The sequence below is a fragment of the Streptomyces sp. NBC_01216 genome, from assembly GCF_035994945.1.
Classification (GTDB): Bacteria; Actinomycetota; Actinomycetes; order Streptomycetales; family Streptomycetaceae; genus Streptomyces.
In genome coordinates this window covers 6,364,205-6,384,125 of record NZ_CP108677.1, presented here as the reverse complement: position 1 = coordinate 6,384,125, position 19,921 = coordinate 6,364,205, and the positions used below count along the sequence as shown (strand labels likewise).

The 19,921-nt window shown below is 72.2% G+C and carries 16 protein-coding genes and 2 pseudogenes; 9 read left to right on the top strand and 9 right to left on the bottom strand.

Translation table 11 applies throughout. The features are described 5' to 3' along the window. Positions 1-32: 32 nt before the first annotated feature. The 4 genes and pseudogenes from OG393_RS28735 to OG393_RS28720 form a co-directional block, all read left to right on the top strand. On the top strand, positions 33-1,736 hold the full coding sequence (locus OG393_RS28735) for a DUF885 domain-containing protein (RefSeq protein WP_327377589.1): 1,704 nt from the start codon (positions 33-35) through the stop codon (positions 1,734-1,736). A 57-nt stretch (positions 1,737-1,793) separates the two neighbouring features. Next, positions 1,794-2,240 (top strand): Lrp/AsnC family transcriptional regulator, encoded by a 447-nt coding sequence (locus OG393_RS28730; RefSeq protein WP_327377588.1) that lies wholly within the window; start codon positions 1,794-1,796, stop codon positions 2,238-2,240. 500 nt (positions 2,241-2,740) lie between these two features. Further along, on the top strand, positions 2,741-3,658 hold the full coding sequence (locus OG393_RS28725) for a GNAT family N-acetyltransferase (RefSeq protein ID WP_327377587.1): 918 nt from the start codon (positions 2,741-2,743) through the stop codon (positions 3,656-3,658). A 1,289-nt stretch (positions 3,659-4,947) separates the two neighbouring features. Continuing rightward, positions 4,948-5,181: pseudogene (locus tag OG393_RS28720) on the top strand (IS701 family transposase); the annotation flags it as partial. A gap of 213 nt (positions 5,182-5,394) precedes the next feature. Here the strand turns inward: OG393_RS28720 and OG393_RS28715 are convergent. The 4 genes and pseudogenes from OG393_RS28715 to OG393_RS28700 all read right to left on the bottom strand — a co-directional run bounded on the left by OG393_RS28715 (position 5,395) and on the right by OG393_RS28700 (position 11,249). Beyond that, positions 5,395-5,897, bottom strand: a pseudogene (locus OG393_RS28715) (GNAT family N-acetyltransferase). Positions 5,898-6,088: 191 nt separating this feature from the next. After that, positions 6,089-9,166, bottom strand: coding sequence for an SMC family ATPase (locus tag OG393_RS28710; RefSeq protein ID WP_327377586.1), 3,078 nt, complete (start codon positions 9,164-9,166; stop codon positions 6,089-6,091). Then, a complete protein-coding gene (locus OG393_RS28705) occupies positions 9,163-10,332 on the bottom strand; it encodes an exonuclease SbcCD subunit D (protein WP_327377585.1) in 1,170 nt (389 codons plus the stop codon). Before OG393_RS28705 ends, OG393_RS28710 begins: the two co-directional genes overlap by 4 nt. A gap of 284 nt (positions 10,333-10,616) precedes the next feature. After that, complete coding sequence (locus OG393_RS28700; RefSeq protein WP_327377584.1) at positions 10,617-11,249, bottom strand: YigZ family protein; 633 nt, start codon at positions 11,247-11,249, stop codon at positions 10,617-10,619. Positions 11,250-11,364: 115 nt separating this feature from the next. Between OG393_RS28700 and OG393_RS28695 the strand changes: the two genes are divergently transcribed. Beyond that, positions 11,365-11,787 (top strand): CoA-binding protein, encoded by a 423-nt coding sequence (locus OG393_RS28695; protein ID WP_327377583.1) that lies wholly within the window; start codon positions 11,365-11,367, stop codon positions 11,785-11,787. A 25-nt stretch (positions 11,788-11,812) separates the two neighbouring features. Here OG393_RS28695 and OG393_RS28690 read toward each other — a convergent pair whose 3' ends face one another. Then, complete coding sequence (locus OG393_RS28690; protein ID WP_327377582.1) at positions 11,813-12,388, bottom strand: helix-turn-helix domain-containing protein; 576 nt, start codon at positions 12,386-12,388, stop codon at positions 11,813-11,815. Between the two features lie 100 nt (positions 12,389-12,488). Here OG393_RS28690 and OG393_RS28685 point away from each other — a divergent pair, with 100 nt between their 5' ends. Continuing rightward, positions 12,489-13,355, top strand: coding sequence for a DMT family transporter (locus OG393_RS28685; protein WP_327377581.1), 867 nt, complete (start codon positions 12,489-12,491; stop codon positions 13,353-13,355). A 67-nt stretch (positions 13,356-13,422) separates the two neighbouring features. On the opposite strand, the gene OG393_RS28680 is transcribed toward OG393_RS28685, so the two are convergent. Next, positions 13,423-14,178 carry an acyltransferase gene (locus OG393_RS28680; protein ID WP_327377580.1) on the bottom strand — a complete coding sequence of 252 codons (756 nt, stop codon included), beginning with the start codon at positions 14,176-14,178 and terminating at the stop codon, positions 13,423-13,425. 138 nt (positions 14,179-14,316) lie between these two features. Between OG393_RS28680 and OG393_RS28675 the strand changes: the two genes are divergently transcribed. Then, positions 14,317-14,844 (top strand): gamma carbonic anhydrase family protein, encoded by a 528-nt coding sequence (locus OG393_RS28675; protein ID WP_327377579.1) that lies wholly within the window; start codon positions 14,317-14,319, stop codon positions 14,842-14,844. Positions 14,845-15,021: 177 nt separating this feature from the next. On the opposite strand, the gene OG393_RS28670 is transcribed toward OG393_RS28675, so the two are convergent. Together OG393_RS28670 and OG393_RS28665 are read right to left on the bottom strand one after the other, a co-directional pair. Next, the gene (locus OG393_RS28670) at positions 15,022-15,681 is read right to left on the bottom strand and encodes a DedA family protein (RefSeq protein ID WP_327377578.1); all 660 of its coding nucleotides are present in this window, start codon (positions 15,679-15,681) and stop codon (positions 15,022-15,024) included. Between the two features lie 216 nt (positions 15,682-15,897). After that, the gene (locus OG393_RS28665) at positions 15,898-16,350 is read right to left on the bottom strand and encodes a DUF4442 domain-containing protein (protein WP_327377577.1); all 453 of its coding nucleotides are present in this window, start codon (positions 16,348-16,350) and stop codon (positions 15,898-15,900) included. A 106-nt stretch (positions 16,351-16,456) separates the two neighbouring features. On the opposite strand from OG393_RS28665, the gene OG393_RS28660 reads away from it, so the two are divergent. Continuing rightward, positions 16,457-17,515, top strand: coding sequence for a hypothetical protein (locus OG393_RS28660; RefSeq protein ID WP_327377576.1), 1,059 nt, complete (start codon positions 16,457-16,459; stop codon positions 17,513-17,515). Positions 17,516-17,597: 82 nt separating this feature from the next. Next, positions 17,598-18,977 carry an MFS transporter gene (locus tag OG393_RS28655; protein ID WP_327377575.1) on the top strand — a complete coding sequence of 460 codons (1,380 nt, stop codon included), beginning with the start codon at positions 17,598-17,600 and terminating at the stop codon, positions 18,975-18,977. Between the two features lie 33 nt (positions 18,978-19,010). Here OG393_RS28655 and OG393_RS28650 read toward each other — a convergent pair whose 3' ends face one another. Beyond that, positions 19,011-19,856 (bottom strand): spermidine synthase, encoded by an 846-nt coding sequence (locus tag OG393_RS28650; RefSeq protein WP_327377574.1) that lies wholly within the window; start codon positions 19,854-19,856, stop codon positions 19,011-19,013. Positions 19,857-19,921 lie beyond the last annotated feature (65 nt).

The window sequence follows — 19,921 nt, the reverse complement described above, 5'->3', positions numbered from 1 at the left end:
GCGGACCACGGGGAGGCACGAGGATGAGTTCCATGCCAGAGACTTCCCGCAGCCCGCTGCCTCGCCAGGTCGCCGACACCTACGTCGACGCACTCATCGCCCTCGACCCGATCACCGGTACCTACCTGGGAGTCGCGGAGAGCGCCGGCCTCCTTCCCGACTTCTCGCCGGCCGGACAGGAGGCGGTGGCGGAACTCGCCCGCCGCACCCTGCTCCTGCTCGACGAGGCGGAGCGGCAGCCGGGCGCGGACAGCGACGCGGAGCGCCGCTGCGGCCGTCTGCTGCGGGAACGCCTCACCGCCGAACTGGCGGTCCACGACGCCGACGAGGGTCTCTGCGCCGTGAGCAACATGCGCTCCCCCGCACACAGCGTGCGCATGGTGTTCACGGTGATGGCGACCGAGACGGCGCAGGACTGGGAGGCCGTCGCGCGGCGGCTGCGGGCGGTGCCCACGGCTCTGGCGGGCTACCGCGCCTCGCTGGCACTGGGACTGGAACGCAAGCTGCTGGGCGGCCCCCGGCCGACGGCCACCTTCGTCGGCCAGCTGACCGAATGGGCGGGCGGGGACGGCGAGGAACGCGGCTGGTTCGAGTCCTTCGCCGACGGCGGACCCGACTCCCTCTCCCCCGAACTGCGAACAGAACTGGCCGCGGCGGCACGGGGCGCGACCGAGGCGGTCACGGCGCTGCGCGACTGGATGCGGGACGTCTACGCCCCCGCCGTCGAGGACGCCCCCGACACGGTGGGCCGCGAGCGGTACCAGCGCTGGTCGCGCTACTTCAACGGCACGGACCTCGACCTCGACCAGGCGTACGCCTACGGCTGGTCGGAGTACCACCGTCTGCTCGCCGAGATGCGGACCGAGGCGGAGCGCATCCTCCCGGGGGCCGGCCCCTGGGAGGCCCTGGCCCATCTCGACGCCCACGGCACCCACATCGAGGGGGTCGAGGAGGTCCGGCTCTGGCTGCAGGGCCTCATGGACGAGGCGATCGAGGCGCTGGACGGCACCCACTTCGAGCTCGCCGAGCGGGTCCGCCGGGTGGAGTCCCGGATCGCCCCGCCGGGCGGCGCGGCCGCCCCGTACTACACCGGCCCGTCCGAGGACTTCTCACGCCCGGGCCGCACCTGGCTGCCCGTCGACGGGGAGACCCGTTTCCCCGTGTACGACCTGGTGTCGACCTGGTACCACGAGGGCGTTCCTGGACACCACCTCCAGATCGCCCAGTGGGTGCACGTCGCCGACCAGCTCTCCCGCTACCAGGCGACGATCGGCGGGGTCAGCGCCAACGCGGAGGGCTGGGCCCTCTACGCGGAGCGGCTGATGGACGAGCTGGGCTTCCTCCCGGACGCCGAACGCCGTCTGGGCTACCTGGACGCGCAGATGATGCGGGCCTGCCGGGTGATCGTCGACATCGGCATGCACCTGGGGCTGGAGATCCCCGCGGAGTCGCCCTTCCACCCCGGCGAGCGGTGGACTCCGGAACTGGCTCAGGAGTTCTTCTCCCGGCACAGCAGCCGTCCGCCGGCCTTCGTCGAGAGCGAGCTGACCCGCTACCTCTCGATGCCGGGGCAGGCGATCGGCTACAAGCTGGGGGAGCGCGCGTGGCTGCTGGGCCGGGCCAACGCCCAGGCGGCCCACGGCGACGCGTTCGACGCCAAGGCCTGGCACATGGCCGCGCTGTCGCAGGGCCCGCTGGGGCTGGACGACCTGGTGGACGAGATCTCGCGCCTCTGAGAGCCTGTCCCCGGGCGGCGCTTGATCGTCCGGGGATCCGGCTGCTATTCCTCGTTCATGACCGGATACTCACCGGACGCCACCGACTGGCGCATCATCGAGGCTCTTCAGGACCAGGGCCGGGCCAGCTTCGCCGAACTGGCCCGGACCGTGTCCATGTCCGCGTCCGCCGTGACCGACCGGGTACGCAGGCTGGAGGAGAGCGGCGTCATCGCCGGGTACACCGCCGTGGTCGAACCGGAGCGGCTCGGCCTGCCGGTCCTGGCCTTCATCCGGCTGCGCTATCCGAACGGCAACTACAAACCGTTCCACGACCTGCTGGACGCGACCCCGGAAGTGCTGGAGGCACACCATGTGACCGGCGACGACTGTTTCGTACTGAAGGTCGCCACACGGTCCATGAAGCATCTGGAGGAGGTCTCCGGGAGGTTCCTCACCCTCGGTCCGGTGACCACGAACGTCGTCTACTCGTCGCCGCTGCCCCGGCGTCCGATCAGCCGCTGACACTCCAGCCGCGGATCGTGATCCTCATGTCCGGGCGGCTTGTCGCTGATAGTGGCCGGCCTGAGGTCGGGCCTGGTGGCGGCGTCACCAGTGGGACCAGTCGAGGCGGTCGGTCGCGTCGTGGACGGGCCGGACGACGAGCGCCGAGCTGTGTCGTTCGCGGACTGGCTCGGCCGGAGGTCCATGGATCTGCTGGGCTGGTGAACGCCGGCGAAGTCCCGCTGGGTCGTGGTCCGGGGAATCCGGTGCATGACATGGCGCTCGGACTCGACCGCCACGGAAACGCTTGACCACATCAGTCGCGGGTCAGGGCGCAAGGAAATCCGTGGATCGGCCCATGGTAGGTGACTTACTGTGTGGCTCCACGCCCTGAGATGAGTGGAAGGAGGCGAGCGCCGTGCGGTTCACACCTTTCCAGCGCTCCCTCTTTCCGCTGTCCCGGCGTGGTTCTTGAGTTCTGACCGGGAGCGCTCCAAGCAGCCTGTATCCCGGAGGAATCCATGACCGATGTGGTCATCCGCGCGCTCTCCGCGAGCGACGCTCATCTCTTCGACGCACTCCCCGACCCGCTGGGCGCCCGTGAGGTCCATCGACGTACCCAGTTCCGGCCCGACTGGAAGCGCGTCGCCCTGCGCGACGGCGAGGTCGTCGCACGCGGCGCGTGGTGGGGCGGACCCAACGACTCGGAGCCCGTGAACATCAACTGGTTCGACATGGCCGAGGGTGAGGAGGAGGCCGGGGCCGAACTCCTGCGCTCCGCTCCCTGGCAGGTCGAACTCGAGATCAACCTGCCCGGCGGCCGGCGGGAGGAGACCGACCTGCGCGCCGCCGCCGAGGCGCGCTTCGCCGCCGCACAAGCCGCAGGGTACGAACTCCTGGTGGAACGCTTCCTGTACCGCTGGACCCCGGAGCGAGGTCTGCCCGAGCGGCCCGGACGCCTCCGCTTCAGCGCCGAACCCGACGACACCGTGTTCTTCGACGCGTTGCGCCGCATCCACTCCGTCACCCTGGACGCCCACGCGCTCAGGGCCATCGAGGAGGGCGGCCTCGACCAGGCAGCCCAGGAGGAACTCGACTTCTTCCACTGGTGCCCCTCGCCACGGGAATGGTGGCAGGTCGCGCACACGCCGGAGGGGGACCTGGCTGGCATCCACATCCCAGCCCACAACCCCTCCGGCCCGACCATCGGCTTCATCGGAGTCGTCCCGGAACAGCGCGGTCGCGGCTACGCCTACGACCTCCTCGCGGAGTGCACCCACCTCCTCGTCGAGAGGGGCGCGGACTTCGTCAGCGGAGCGACGGACCAGGGCAACTTCCCTATGGCCGCGAACTTCGCCAAGGCCGGCTTCCCCGTCGTCAGTGAACGCATCGACTTCCACCCGGCGAGCCAAACGGCCCAGCAGCCCAGCGAGCAGTAGCACGCGCTGAGGGGTCCGGCCCGAGGGCAGGTCCGGACCCCTTGTCAGCGACATGCGGGATCTACGCTGTGGCCGGCGGCGCCATCTCGTCGTCAGTCCACGTACCTCACGGTGATCAACGGTGGACGCACCTGTATCTCGGACCAGCCCCACCGGCAAGACCACGATCCGCAGCTGGGGTACCGAACGGACCCGCGCGGAAACCAGGGAAGGACGACGCGCCCTCCAGTCGAGGGCGATACGGTCGACTTCGGGCGAAGATCACGACGTGAAAGAGCGTCCGGCCCCTTCCAGGGTCGAGTGCATCTTGGTGCGTGTCGTACTGGCTTGTCGGCTAGGACTCGATCGTTGCCGAAGAGTCCGTGCTCTGGAGCGCAGCGAGAACGTTCTGGACATTCTTTGCGCCGGCCGCCTTTGAGTAGGTGTTCTTAGCCCCGCCCATAGCCCGAGAGAAGGCCGAGTGGTACATAGCGCACAGCTCTGCCAAACGCGTTTCACCATCGTCGTAGACGTAGAGCTACACCGCCCAGCTACCCATACTCTTGTCGCATGATGCCACGACGCTGAAGGCCGGTTTCCTATCGATCGACGAAAAGGCGTCCTCTTCGATCTCTCCGAAATGCACTCCTCGCCCCGTCAAGGTTCCCTGGAACAGCTTCGCGATCTCCGTGACGCCGAGAGAAGAACGTAGGGTTGTTACATCGCTTCGCATCTATGCCTCGCCTATTCGAGAGTCACAACTTCACCGCACGGGTGGAGCCTTGCAGGATCCCCACCGAGATCGGCACGATCTTTGGTTTTCCAGAGACGGCCGTGAAGGCATATACAGGCGGAGAGCGTGCCCTCTTGCCCGACGCATAACAAACGATCGGTATACTCGGCATACATGGTCAACTAGCAAACTCGACACTTTGACAGGTGGCGCCAGCTCCCACCCTGTTCTCGGTAACCATTCATCCGTAGCGTCACACTCAGCGGAGTGTTATCGGAATACTCCGACAAACTATCGACTACGGAGGGAGCCTACTCCGATAAAGGTAAGAGCGGTGCGCTGACCGACGTATCGATCAGATTCGGTCACACGACGCCAGGACGTGGCGCATTGAGACATCGACATGCCGCGGTCACTTCTTACTCCAGCTGCAGGTCGTGATCTTGCTGGTCGGGGCCGGTGCGGATACGGGTGCGGCCAGCGTTGATCATCGTGAGTTGTGTGGACTGACGACGAGATGGTGGCCGCGGGCCACAGAAGAGATCCGGGTCGTTGGCGGGATGCGTTCGAGGTGGCCATGGGCCGTATTGCGGGCCGCTTCGCCCCGGTCGAACCCCGGCTGCGGGCCGGGCGTTCGGTGCTGGGGCCACTGTCGCGCCTGCCACGAAAGAACTGTTGGACGATTGCGGAGTGGGCGCGGGAGAAGTCCCCGCACGGCATGCGGCGTCTGCTGTGCAGGGCGTCCTGGGGCGCCGATGCGGAGCGAGACGATGTACGCGTGTACGTCGTGGAGCATCTCTACGACGAGGAGGGCCACTGAACGGCCTCGCTCACCGGATCGGCTGGTCCGACTGGCGACGCCGCCATCCGGCACGATCACAGGCCAGCCGTTGCCGTCGACAAGCCGCGGCCCAGAGATGAAGATCACGATCCATACGAGTACCAACCGATCTCGACACGCCAGGCGCTCCGCCGGAGCGCACTCGACCATGTGAGCATGAAGCCCCGGGAGCGTGCTCTTGCGTCACGGCAACGAGCGTGTGAGCCAGACCACTTCACCGTTGTCTTCCGTGGAGACGTGGTCCCGCTCGAACCCGAGTTCCTCAAGGACGCGGAGCGACGGTGTGTTCCACGCTCCGACGGTCGACCAGAGCCGTTTCCGCCCGGTCGCGACAGCGGCATCGAGCACCGCGCCGGCCGCCTCGGTGGCATAGCCACGCCCCTGCGCGCGCTGGAACAGCTCATACGCGATTTCAGGCTCTCTACGGTGGAGCGGCCGATGATCAGCCCGCAGTAGCCGATGAAGTCGCCTTCGTCGCGGCGCTGGATGGGCAGCAGGGCGATCCCCGTAGTCGCCGTCGCGGTGAGCAACTCCGCGATGGACGTCCGGATATGCTCAACCGTGGGAGTCCCCTTGCCGCGTTCGGCGAGGAGGGCGCAGAACTCAGCGGCGTCCGACTCGGCCCACGGCCGCAGTATCAGCCGCTCGGTCTCCAGGTGGAACGGCATCGTCTCGTACGTAGTCATGCCCCAGTCTGTCCCACGGATCGTCACGAGCTACGGCTGGATTACCAGATCGATCATCAAAGCCGAGAGCGCCCGATCCACGAGGGTCAGGCACCCTTTGTGTGGGCCGTTCTGGACTTGGCCTGAGGGCGAGCGGACTCGTCTTACTGCTCGCTGCCGCCTGAAGCGGTCTCGACCTTCGCACCGGCAGGTCAGGCACCGACCCCCTTCTGCCGCACGACCGACCCCGTCCGCTCCTTGACCACTTCGAGCTGCGCGGGGATACGTCGTCGCAGGTCAGCGACGTGGCTGACGATGCCGACGCTGCGGTCCCGTTCGCGCAGCGAGTCGAGGACATCGAGGACCTCGTCGAGGGTCTGCTCGTCCAGGCTGCCGAAGCCCTCGTCGATGAAGAGGGTGTCGAGCCGGACGCCGCCCGCCTCCTCGGTGACGACGTCGGCCAGGCCGAGTGCCAGCGCCAGGGACACGAAGAAGGTCTCCCCGCCGGAGAGCGTCGCCGTGTCGCGCTCCTTGCCCGTCCAGGCGTCGACGACGTGCAGTCCGAGGCCGGCCCGTCGTCCGCCGGACCGGGCGTCGGAGTGGACGAGGGTGTAGCGGCCGGACGACATGTGCCGGAGGCGGGCGGTGGCGGCGGCGGCGACCTGCTCCAGCCGGGCCGCCAGGACGTACGACTCCAGGCGCATCCTTCGCTCGTTCTCGGCCGAGGTGCCCGCGGTGAGACCGGCGAGCCGGGCCACCCGCTCGTACGTGGCGCGCAGCGGTCCGAGGCGGCGTACCTCGGTGTCGGCCTGGCGCGAGAGGCGGGACAGTTCCGCGCACCGGTCCCGGGCGGCGGCGAGGGCCGAGGTAGCGTCGCGCAGCGCCCGCTCGGCCGCGGAGTGCGCTGCCTCGGCGGACGCGGGGTCGGCCGGCGGTCGCAGCGCGGCGGCCCGTGTCGCGGGCTCGGCGAGCCGGTCGGCCACGGCGGCGTGTTCCGCCTGCCAGGTGTCCACCCAGTGCTGGAGGTCGCGGCGCTCCGCGGTCTCCAGCAGGGCTTCGGAGGCCAGCTCCGGGGTGTCGAACCCGGCGCGGTAGGCGGCGTCGGCGAGCCGGGCGTCGGCTTCCTTGAGGCGCCGGGCGGTGTGCTCGACGGCGCGGACGGTCTCGGCGGCCTCCGCGAGCAGCGTGATGCGCCGCTCCAGGAGGGCGGCGTGCTCCGCGACGCCACTCGACTCGCCCCGGAAGCGGGCCAGTTCGGCGTCGAGCGCGGCCTGCTCCCGGTCCAGCGCCTCCCGCTGGGACGTACGCGCGGCGACGCTCCGCTCGGCCTCCCGCCGGTGCGTGAGGCGTTCCTCGTGCTCACGCTCGGCGCGCGCCAGTGCCTCGCGGGCGGCGTGGGTCCCGGCCGCGTGCGCGTGTGCCTCGGCGTGCCGCCGTCCGAGCTCCTCCACCTCGCGGGCGAGCGTGCCGACCGTGGGTTCGCCGCTGCCGCCCGAGGTCCGGGCGGCCGGCCCCGGGCCGGCGGCGCCGCCGTTGGAGGCGGGTGCCGCGCCGTCGGCCCGGAGTCCGGTGAGGACCTCGGCGCGGGCGGCGGACCATGCCTCCGTGGTCGCCGCGAGGGTGCGTTCGGCGGCGGTGCGGGCCTCCTCGGCGGCCGTGAAGACGGCGTAGGCCGACTCCTCGGTGGCGCGGTCGACGTGGTCGGCGCCGGTGCGGGCGGGCGCCGGGTGGTCGGCGGAACCGCACACCCGGCAGGGATCGCCGGGTGTCAGGGCGGCGGCGAGTTCGGCGGCGATGCCCCGCAGACGGCGCGCCTTGAGGTCGAGCCAGGTCTCGTGGGCGTCGTTGCGTTCCTCGCGGGCCACGGTGAGCCGGACCTCGGCCGCGGCCACCTGCCCGGCCAGTTCGTCCCGGCGCCGGGCGGCGGCGAGGCGGTCCCGCGCCGGTGCCAGGCGTCCCGCGAGGTGCTCGGCCCGGGCGGCGGCGTCCTGCGCGGACTCGACACGCTCCCTGAGTCCCGCCCGGAGCGCCTCCCAGCCGGCGAGCCAGCCGGCGGCGTCCTGGAGGATGTCCTCGTCCTCGCGGGCCAGCCGGTCCAGTACGGCACGCTCCCGGGCGATCTCGGCCTCGCGCCGCTCCGCCCGCCGCGCGGACTCCAGGCCGCCGCGTTCCTCCCGCAGCCGGTTCTCCCGCTCGGCCAGTTCCTCCGCACCCGCTTCGGCCAGCTCGGGCGGCAGCCCGCCGCGGGAACGCCGACGGGCGGCGTCCGCCGCCGCGTGCTCGCGTTCCGCGTCCGCGCGCAGGCCGAGCGCGGGCGCCACCAGGTCGGCCTTGCGGGAAAGGTCGAGGGCTGCCTGCCGGCGGTCGCGTCCGGGCCTGCGCGCCTCCAGTTCCGTCTGTCGGCGACGGGCCTCGGCGGCCTGGGCCTGCCGGGCCGCCAGATCCCGTTCCTCGTCGTGGGCGCGCCGGGCGGCGGCCTGCCGGCTCTCGGCGGACGTGACCGCCGCGCCGGCGATGTCGAGCCTCTCCCGGGCCTCGGAGCGCGCCACAGCGGCCAGGGTCTGTACGGCCTGGGCGAGGCCGGGTTCGCCGGGCCGCCCGTCGACGGCCGTGCCGCCCGCGGCCTGCGCCATCCGGTGCGCGAGCGCGAGGAGCCGCTCGTCGCCTTCCCGTACCCGCTGCTCGGCGGTGCGCCGCAGTTCGGCGAGCCGCTCCTCGACCGCGGCGAACCGCCGGGTGTCGAAGAGCCTGCCCAGGAGCTTGCCGCGGGCCTCGGCGTCGGCTCGCAGGAAGCGGGCGAAGTCGCCCTGCGGCAGGAGCACGACCTGGCAGAACTGCTCGCGGCTCATACCGAGGAGCTGGGTGATCTCCTCACCGATCTCCTGGTGGGACTTGCTGAGCGCCTTCCAGGTGCCGGTTCCCGCGTCATGGGCGCGCAGTCGGCTCTGGGCCTTCTCGGTGGTGAAGCCACCGCCCCGCCTCTTGGGCCGCGGCTGGGCCGGGAGTCGGGTGATCTCCAGGCGGCGGTCCCCCACGGTCAGATCGAGCGTGACCTCGGTGGCGGTGCCGGCCGGGGCGTGGTCGCTGCGCAGGGTGGCGCCGGGGGTCTGTCGGGCGCCGGGAACGGTTCCGTACAGGGCGTAGCAGACGGCGTCGAGGACGGAGGTCTTGCCCGCGCCGGTCGGTCCGTGGAGGAGGAAGAGGCCGGCGGACGACAGAGCGTCGAAGTCGATCTCCTGGGTGGTGCCGAAGGGGCCGAAGGCCGTGACGGAGAGGCGGTGCAGTCTCATCGGCCCGCCTCCTGCCCGGCCGTGTCCACCCGGACGTCGTCGAAGGCTCCGAGCAGCACCGTGCGCTCGTCGCCGTCCGGTCCCGCGCCGCCGCGCACATGGGCCACGAAGTCCTCCGCGATCTGCTGGTCGGTACGGTCGCGCAGCCGCCGGGCGTAGGAGGCGCCGGAACCGTACTCGGCACGCTCGGGCTCGAAGACCAGGCTGAGGATGTGCGGGAAGCGGTCGGCGAGACGGGCCATCGGCTCGGAGGGCCGGTCGGGGTCGGTGAGGGTGGCCTCGATCCAGGACTGTTCGTGCCGTACCAGCTCGGGGTCCGCCAGCAGGTCGTCGAGCCGTCCTCTGACGCGGGCCAGGGGGCGGGGCACCGGGCAGTCGATCCGTTCTTCCGCTTCGATCGCGCCGTCGGGGCCGAGTTCGATCAGCCACATCGTCTTGCGGTGGTCGGCTTCGGAGAAGGAGTAGGCGAGTGGGGAGCCGGAGTAGCGCACCCTCGGGGTGACGGTCTGGCTGCCGTGCAGGTGTCCGAGGGCGACGTAGTCGACGCCGTCGAAGATCCCGGCCGGGACGGCCGCGACTCCGCCGACGGTGATGTCCCGCTCGCTGTCGCTGGGCTCGCCGCCCGCGACGAAGGCGTGCGCGAGGACCACCGAGCGGGTCCCCGCGGGCCGTGCGGCGAGGTCGGCGCGGACCCGGTCCATGGCGGCCCCGAGAACGGCCTCGTGCGCTGTCCGACGGGCGCCGAACTGTTCGCGTACGAGGGCGGGTTCGAGGTAGGGAAGGCCGTAGAGGGCGATCTCTCCGTGGGTGTCGGCGAGGAGTACCGGCGTGCCGACGGCGGCCGGGTCGGTACGGAGGTGGATACCGGCTCGCTCGATCAGTCCGGCGCCGACGCCGAGGCGGCGGGCCGAGTCGTGGTTGCCGGAGATCATCACGGTCGGCACCCCGGCCGCGGCGAGCCGGTGCAGGGCGGTGTCGAACAGTTCCACGGCGGCCAGGGGAGGCACGGCGCGGTCGTAGACGTCCCCGGCCACGAGGACGGCGTCGGCCTCGCGGTCGCGTGCCGTCGCCACCAGGTGATCGAGGAAGGCCGCCTGGGCGTCGAGCAGGCCGACCCGGTGGAACGACCGTCCCAGGTGCCAGTCCGACGTGTGCAGAATTCTCAAGGTGCCGCTCCGCCCCGCGTGTCCGTGCCGTTCCCTCCACCCCGGCCGTCCCGGTTCCCTCACGGGCATCGCGGGGCGGCGACCACCACGCTAGCGCCCCAGGGCCCATGATCCGGACCGGTTCCGGCGGTGCGCCGGTGGTACGTCCGGTCCGTTGTCCCTCGCCGGCGGCCTCGCGGAGGGCCTGTCCGCTCCGCCGACGGCCGGCACCTCCCACCGGCGGCGGGTCGTGCGCGGTCGGCGGGGCGCCGCGTCGGCCCTGCCGGAGACGCCCGCGTCCGTCGTCACGGCCGGGCGTCGCCGTACGCCTCGCCGCCGAGTTCGAGGGTGGCCGTGCCGGCCGTCACATCGGCGAGCCAGGCGCGGAAGCCGTCCACGTCGGCCTCCGGCAGGCCGATCTGGATCGTGACGGCCTCGGCGTAGTGGACCTCCCGCACGGTCCGGCCCGTCGCCCGCAGGTCGTTCTCGAGCCTGCCCGCGCGCTGGTGGTCGACGGTGACGGCGGCGAGCCGGAAGCGCCGCCGGGTGAGGGTGCCGAGGCTGTCCAGCGTCTCGCCGACCACTCCGCCGTAGGCCCTGATCAGGCCGCCCGCGCCGAGCTTCACGCCGCCGTAGTAGCGGGTGACGACGGCGGCCACGTACCGCACCTCGCGCCGCATCAGCATCTGGAGCATCGGGGCGCCGGCTGTGCCACCGGGCTCGCCGTCGTCGCCCGCCTTCTGGACGGCGGCGTCGGCTCCGATCACGTAGGCGAAGCAGTTGTGCGTGGCGGCCGGGTGCTCCTTGCGGACGCGGGCGACGAAGTCCTGCGCCTCCTGCTCGCTCGCGGCGGGTGCCAGCGCGCAGATGAAGCGCGAGCGGTTGATCTCGGTCTCGTGGCTGCCCTCGCGGGCGAGGGTGCGGTACTGCTCCTGCATTCCGCCAGCCTAAGGGCTGTCCTTGAACTGATCTTCGACCTGGCGGCCGGAGGGGAATCACCGGTGGCTCCGGCTCGTTCTGACCCGACAGAGGAGCGACCAGCGGAGGCAGCAGATGAGCGTCGAGTCCACGGGCACCGAGACGGACACCGTGCGGAGGATCCTGACCGGCACGGGTGACACCTGGGCCGTGGTCGGGCTGTCGTCGAACCGTTCCCGCGCGGCGTACGGCGTCGCCGCCGTCCTCCAGCGCCACGGCAAGCGGATCGTCCCCGTCCACCCGAAGGCGGAGACGGTGCACGGCGAGCAGGGCTACGCCTCGCTCGCCGACGTCCCCTTCCCGGTCGACGTGGTCGACGTCTTCGTGAACAGCGAGCACGCCGGCCGGATCGCGGACGAGGCGGTGGCCGTCGGCGCCCAGGCGGTGTGGTTCCAACTCGGCGTCGTCGACGAGGAGGCGTACGTCCGCACGCGGGACGCCGGTCTCGACATGGTCATGGACCGCTGCCCCGCGATCGAGATCCCGCTGCTGGGCTGACAGCGAGGATGCACCGCGGGGCCTCTCAGCGCACGGGCGGGATGGACACCGCCATCGTCATCTCGACCGGTTCCTCCGGACCGTCGTTGCGGTAGGCGTGCGGCACGCCGGCCTCGAAGACGGCGGAGGTACCGGCCGGCAGGGTGTGCTCCTCGCCGTCGACGACGAGGGTGAGGACACCCGCCGTGACATGCAGGAGTTCCGTCGTGCCGTCGGGGTGCGGGTCGGACGCGCTGCCGTCGCCGGGCATCAGCGTCCACGACCAGAGTTCCAGAGGGCCGCGCGCCTCGGTGCCGACCAGGAGCGTGGTGTGGCTGCCCGTCGAGGTGGACCACATCCGGACGGCCTGTCCGGACGGGACGAGACGGACCTGGGGGCCCTGCTCGTAGTCCAGGAGAGTGGTGATGGACACGCCGAGGGCGTCGGCGAGCTTCACGGTGGTGCCGACGCTGGGGTTCGTACGGGCCTGCTCGATCTGGATGATCATGCCGCGGCTGACGCCGGCCCGGGTCGCCAGAGCGTCCAGCGTGAGTCCGCGTTCCTTGCGCCACCGCTTCAGGTTGCGTGCGAGCGACTGCGTGAGCTGATCGAGGTCAGACACATTCCGTCCAATATTCTGGATGACATAGTTCAATACACTGCACTACGGTGAGGTGTACCTGAATGTTCACCGCACTGTACTGCGCCCCCGCGAGGATTCCATGACAGCACTGTTCGCCCTGGCCACCAGCCTTCTGTGGGGCCTGGCCGACTTCGGCGGCGGGCTACTCACCCGGCGGATGCCGGCCCTGACGGTCGTCGTCGCGTCGCAGATCCTCGCGACGGTCGTGCTGGGCGGCGTCGTCGCCGCCGCGGGCGGCTGGAGCGAGGCGGGGCCGCGTCTCTGGTACGCGGTCGCGGCCGGCGCGGTCGGCCCGGTGGCGATGCTGTGCTTCTACAAGGCGCTGGCACTCGGCCCGATGGGCGTGGTCTCCCCGCTCGGGTCGCTGGGCGTCGTCCCCGTGTCCGTGGGGCTGCTCCTCGGCGACCGGCCGGGGCTGCCTCAGTTCGCGGGCATCGCGGTGGCGGTCGCCGGCGTGGTCCTCGCCGGCGGCCCCGAGCTGCGGGGCGCGCCCGTGCGTCGCCGGGCGGTGCTGCTCACCGTGGTGGCGGCATGCGGGTTCGGCGCGGTGATGGCGCTGATCGCGGAGGCGTCCACGACGCTCACCGGCCTCTTCCTCGCCCTGTTCGTCCAGCGCGTCACGAACGTGGTGGTGGGCGGCGGCGCGCTGTACCTCTCCGTGAAGCGGGGCGGGCGGGCCCTGCCGGAGGACGGCGGCGGGATGCGGACCGTCCTGGCGGCCCTGCCGGCCCTCGCCTTCGTGGGGCTGGCGGACGTCGCCGCCAACGGGACGTACTCGGTCGCGGCGCAGCTCGGTCCCGTCACGGTCGCCGCCGTCCTGGCCAGCCTCTACCCGGTCGTCACGGCGCTGGCGGCGCGCGGGGTGCTGGGGGAACGGCTGCGCCCGGTCCAGGCCGCGGGCGCGGGTCTCGCGCTGATCGGGACGGTGCTCCTCGCCACGGGCTGAGCACGCCCGCGCGGCCATGGCGGGGCCGTCCCGCGAGGGGCCGGCCCCCCGGGGGGTGTCCGCCCGGTCAGGCGTCCTTGAGTACCTGGCTCAGGTCCCCGCCGACGTCGAGCTCGAGCCGTGCGAGCGCCGCGAGCTGCTCGGGCGTCACATCGTCGGGGATCGGGACCGGAGCGGGCGTCCGCAGCGGCGGCTGCCAGCCGCGCACCGGGTCCCAGCGGCGCACCACCCGGGCCGGGGCGCCCGCCACCACCGAGTGGTCCGGCACCTCGCCGCGGACGACGGCCCCCGCGGCGACGACCACGTTGCGTCCGATCCGGGCCCCGGGAAGGATCACCGATCCGGTACCGAGCCAGCAGCCGGGGCCGATCTCGACCGGCGCGGACCGCGGCCACTGTCGGCCGATGGGCTCGTGCGGGTCGTCGTAGCTGTGGTTGGTCGAGGTGATGTACACGTACGGGCCGCAGTACGTGTCGGAGCCGATGCGCACCGCGGCGTCCGCGATGACATGGCTGCCCCGGCCGAGGACGACGCCGTCGCCGAGGCAGAGGACGGTGTCCGCGCCGAGGTCGAGTCCGGGCATCATGCCGGCGGTGAGCGTGACCTGTTCGGCGATGATGCAGCACTCGCCGATCTCGATCCACGGCTCCCCGAACACGGTGCCCTGGGGGAACGCCAGCCGGGTACCCGCGCCGAGTCGGCGGAAGCGGAGCCTCCCCGGACGCTCGGCGGTCACGGCGCCCGCCTCCTGCATCCAGCGCCAGCCGCCCCGCACGGCGCGGGCGAGAACACGGCGCCGCCAGGCGGCGAGAGACGAGAACATGTTTCTGTTCCTGGGCACCCGCACACGGTAGTCGGCGCCGTCGCACCCGATCAGTGCGGCGCCCTGTGATGTCCGTCATGACAGCGCCGCGTAGGGTGCGCAAGGGCGTGAAGCAGGCGCGAACGAACGGAGTGAACGGTGGCGGAGGCGTTGATCAGAGGCGTGGGCGGCAAGGAGCCGCGGGTCGATCCGACGGCGTTCACCGCGCCGACCTCCGTCGTGCTCGGCGACGTCACGCTCGGCGCCCGCGCCGGCGTGTGGTACCACGCGGTGCTGCGCGCGGACTGCGGACCCATCGTCGTCGGCGAGGACACCAACATCCAGGACAACTGCACGGTGCACGTCGACCCGGGGTTCCCGGTCAGCATCGGCGACCGGGTCACGGTCGGGCACAACGCCACCGTGCACGGCTGCACGGTGGAGGACGACGTCCTTGTCGGCATGGGCGCCACGATCCTCAACGGGGCCCGGGTCGGGGCCGGCTCCCTGGTCGCCGCCCAGGCGCTCGTGCCGCAGGGCATGGAGATCCCGCCGGGTTCCCTGGTCGCCGGCGTGCCGGCGAAGGTCCGGCGCGCCCTGACGGAGGAGGAGCGGGCGGGCATCAGGCTGAACGCCGAGATGTACCTGCTGCTGGCGAAGAGCCACACCGAGGCGTTCGAGGACTGAGCGCCCCGACGGGCGCGGCGCCGCGACAGCGAGGGCCGCGCCCTCCGGCCGGGGGTCGGCTCGGCCGGGTCCGCGGGCCGCTTCCCGCAGCGGCGTCGGGTGCCCGGCCCGCGGGCCGGGGTCCGCCCTCGCGCTCGGGCCGCGGACCACGCTCCGATCCGCGGGCCGTGCGCCGTGTCAGTCCGCGACCACGACGGGCTCCGGGCCGGACTCCTCGACGGACCGGGCACGGGCCGCCGCCTTCTTCGCCCGGTTCCTGAGGACCAGCATCGACGTGACGCCGATCAGGACCGCGAGGACCAGTCCCAGCCAGGAGAAACGCTTGAGCCAGGCTTCGGCGACGATCCCGACCGAGTAGACGACGGCCGTGGTGCCCCCCGCCCAGAGGATTCCGCCGAACACGTTGGCCAGGAGGAACTTCCAGTACGGCATACGCAGAACGCCCGCGAGCGGTCCGGCGAAGATCCGCAGCAGAGCCACGAAGCGGCCGAAGAAGACGGCCCACATGCCCCACTTCTCGAAGGACCGCTCGGCCATGCCGATGTTGGCCTCGCTGAAGTGCCCGGGGAACTTCCCGCCGAGCCAGGCGAGCAACGGACGGCCCCCCTTGCGTCCGATCGCGTAGCCGATCGAGTCGCCGATGATCGCGCCGGCGGTGGCGCAGGCGCCGAGGACGTACGGGTTGATGTCGCCGTGTTGTGAGGCCAGCAGCGCGGAACTCACGAGAACGATCTCGCCCGGCAGCGGGATGCCCAGGCTCTCCAGCCCGATGACCACGCCCACCAGCGCGTAGACGGCGACCGCGGGGATCGTCTCCAGCCATTCCTGCACGTGCACGCGGGTTCCTCCCGTATCGACCCCTGCCGGCCCGTGGCCTCGGCGCGCGGCCTCGCGCACGCCGGGGCAGCCTACCTGGTCACGGGGTACGGACCTCGACTCGGCGATGCGGGCCACAGGGGCTCGGGGCGGCCGGGGCGGGGCGCCGGGCCCTGGACGCGTCCGCCCCCGCGCCCCGTGAGACGGGGCGCGGGGGCGGAGGGTGCCGGCCGGAGGTCAGGCGTTGGGGCGCAGGGTCCAGACGACCGTCATCTCGCCGGTCTCGGCACCGTCCTCGCGCGTGATCGAGATCCGGACCGGGAACTCGGGGCGACGCCCTTCGTCCAGTTCGGCGACGACCTCGGCGGCGGGGCGACCGAGCGTGGCGGTGGCCGTCACGACACCCATGGCGAGCTTCTTGTAGCCGATCTCGGCCTTGACGGCGAGCGGCACCGCACGGCCCAGCTGGTCACCGAAGGCGGCCAGGACGATCGCACCGCTGGCGGACTCGGCCAGCGTGAACATGGCGCCGGCGTGCGGGCCGCCGACGTGGTTGTGGTAGTCGGCCTGGTCCGGCAGCCGGACGACGGCCCGTTCCGAAGTCGTCTCCAGGAACTCCAGTCCGAGAGTCCTGGCCATGGGAACCGTGGCGGCGAGCATCTCGCCGACGGACATCTGATCTGCGCTCATACCCAGATGTTACCCATGAGTAGCACCGAAGGCCATAGCGCGGCCCCGCACGCTCGCGCGGGGCGGGCGTGGCCCGTGCGGGACCGCACCTCTATGGTTACTCGCCATGTGGCCAGGACAGCAGCCGCCCGGGGGCGAGCAGAACCCGCAGGACCAGAATCAGAACCCGTACCAGCAGCCGGGGTACCAGCAGCCGAACCCGTACCAGCAGCCGGGGTACCAGCAGCACCCGAGCGGGCAGCAGCCGGGCTATCCGCCGCAACCGTCCCAGCCGGGCTACCCGCAGGGAAACCCCTACCAGCAGCCGACCGTTGCGCAGTACGCGGTGCCGGGCCCTCCGGGGCCGGTCGGGCCCGGAGACGGCAAGAAGAAGCGGACGGCGCCGGTCGCGATCGTCGCCGCCGTCGCCGTCCTGGCCGCGGCGGGCGTCGCGGGCTACCTCGTCCTCGGTAAGGACGACGGAAGGAACGACGCGGGCGGCGACCCGAAGCCGACCGTGTCTGCACCCGGTTCCGGGTCCGCCGCCGCGTCACCGACACTCGAGAACCCGCGCGACGACGCCGAGAAGCAGCCGACCGTCCCGGGCTGGAAGGTCGTCCACAACCCGAAGTACGGCACGCTGTTCGACGTACCGCCCGAGTGGGAGGTGTCGCGGACCGGAGTGATCACGTACTTCGAGGACGAGAAGAAGGGCGACGGCTCTCCGGTCGTCACGATGTCCTCACCGGCCCACTTCAAGAGCAAGTGGTGCGCGTACGACACGGACAAGAACGGCACCGACGAGACCTGGGGCCTCGGCACCGCGGGGACGAAGGGCGGCCAAGGCGCCAAGAACACCGACGAGGCGGCGTTCAACGAGGCCGGCAACTGGGTGTGGGCCGGCTACGCCCAGCACATGCCCAAGGGCACCATCAAGATCACCAAGGCGGTCCCCTACACCACCGGGTCCGGCCTGTCGGGCAGTGTCGCCACGGCGACCGCTCCGGGGATCAAGAAGCGGAACACCTGCGAGTCGGACGGCAAGTCGCTGGCGTTCTCCTTCAAGAACGCCAAGGGCGACTTCGCGTCGTTCGTGATCTACGCCGCCGCCGGGGTCAAGGACGAGCTGCCGGACGCCACCGTCCGGAAGATCCTCTCCACCGTGCGCCTCGACACCGAGTCCTGACGCCCGCCGTCCGCCGGTGCGCCGCCGCACCGGCGGACGGCGCGGTTTGGCAGCGGGACCCCACGGCGGGGATAGTCCCCGGGTGAGCGATACCGCCGTCCCCCGTCCACCGTCACGGGTCCGCCGCCCCGAATGGGCGGGACGCAACTACGTCCTGCTGACCGCCGCCGCGGTCGTGACCAACCTCGGCACCCACGGTGCCCTGATCGCGTCGGCGTTCGCCGTGCTCCAGGCGGGCGGCGACGGCGGGGACGTCGGGCTGGTGGCGGCGGCGCGCACCCTGCCGCTCGTCCTCTTCCTGCTCGTCGGCGGCGCGGTCGCGGACCGCGTGCCGCGGCACCGGGTGATGGTCGCCGCCAACGGCCTGAACTTCGTCTCGCAGGGCGTCTTCGCGCTACTCGTCCTGACCGGCGAGCCACAGCTGTGGCAGATGATGCTCCTCACCGCCCTCTGCGGCACCGGGCAGGCGTTCTTCAGCCCGGCCGCCGAGGGCATGCTGATGTCCAGCGTCAGCGGCGACCAGGTCAGCCGCGCCTTCGCCCTGTTCCGGATGGCCATGCACGGCGCGGGCATCGGGGGCGCGGCGCTCGGGGGCGCGATGATCGCCGCGTTCGGCCCCGGCTGGGTCCTGGCGGTCGACGCGGCGGCCTTCGCCGTCGCGGGCTCCCTGCGGGCCTTCCTCGACGTCGGTCACATCCGCGAGCGCGAGGCGGGCGGCGGTCTCCTCGCCGACCTGCGCGAAGGCTGGCAGGAGTTCGTCGACCGCCCCTGGCTGTGGTCGATCGTGGCCCAGTTCGCGATCGTGGTCGCGCTGGTCGGCGCCGCCGAGTCGGTCTACGGACCGCTGGTGGCCCGGGACGAGCTGGGAGGGGCGGGGCCCTGGGGGCTGTCGCTCGCCATGTTCGGCGTGGGCACCCTCGTCGGTGCGCTGCTCATGATGCGGTGGAAACCTCGCCGGATGCTGCTGGCCGGAACCCTGTGCGTGTTCCCGATCGCCCTGCCGTCGGCGGCTCTCGCGGTGCCGCTCGACGTGGTGGGACTCTCCGCGGCGATGTTCGTCAGCGGCGTGGCCATCGAGGTGTTCGGCGTGTCCTGGATGACGACGCTCCACCAGGAGATCCCCGAGGAGAAGCTCTCCCGGGTCTCCGCCTACGACTGGTTCGGCTCGACGGCCGTGCTGCCGCTCTCGACGGCGCTGGCGGGCCCGGCGGAGAGCGCCTTCGGCCGCCAGGAGGCCCTCTGGGGCTCGGCGGTCCTGATCGTGGTGGTGACGGCGCTGGTCCTGCTCGTGCCGGACGTCCGCAAGCTGACGCGGCGGACGACCCGGATCGCCGTGACGCAGACCGCCGGGTCGGCCGGGGTCACGGAGCCCGCCCGCGCGCTGCCCGGCGCTCCCGCCCCGGCCGGCGGGGGCCCTCCCGCGTGGCCCGCGGACCCGTCGGATGAGCGACCGGCCGGCTGACGGGCTACCGACGGGGCCGGGCGGGCGGCGACGTCAGCCGACGCCGAAGGCGCCGGCCGGCGGTACGGGCGACGCCACCGCCTCCGCGTCCGCGACCGGTCTCGCCCCGCCGACGAGACGGGCGAGGCCGGCCCCGTACTCCACGCGTGCGGGGAAGGCGTCGGCGGCTGCGCGGCGGGCCAGCCGGGCCGTGTCGATCTCCCGGTCGGAGGCGACGAGGACGGTGTTCCCGAAGCGTCGGCCGCGCAGCACCGCGGGTTCGGCGATCAGCGCCAGCTCGGGGAAGACCCCGGCGAAGGTCGCCAGTTGCGAGCGCAGGAAGGCGAAGGGTGACCCGTCGGCCAGGTTGGCGGCGTACGTGCCGCCCGGTCGCAGCACCCGTCGGGCCGCTCGCGCGTACTCCGTCGAGGTCAGGTGTGCCGGCACGCGCGATCCGCCGAACACATCGGCGATCAGCACGTCCACCGACGCGGCCGGGGCGCTTTCCAGCCAGGCCCGCGCGTCCGCGCCGTGCACCGTGACGCCGGCGGCGTCCGGCAGGGGCAGCTTCTCCGAGACCAGCGCCAGGAGCGCCCGGTCCGCCTCGACGACGTCCTGGCGGGAACCGGGGCGGGTCGCCGCGACGTACCGGGGCAGGGTGAGCGCGCCGCCGCCGAGGTGCAGGACGTCCAGTGGCGCGCCCTCCCCGGCGACGGCGTCCAGGACATGGGCGAGCCGGCGCGCGTACTCGAACTCGAGGTGCGTCGGCTCGTCCAGGTCGACGTACGACTGGGGCGCGTCGTCGACCGTCAGGAGCCAGGCCCGTTCGCGGTCCACATCGGGCATGAGACGGGCGGTGCCCCCGTCGACGTCCCGGACGACCGGTATCTGCTCGTTCACGCTCTCATTGTGCCCGCGGCCCCGGGCAGCCGGACCCGCGCCGGGGCCCGCGCTCCGCGGGGCGC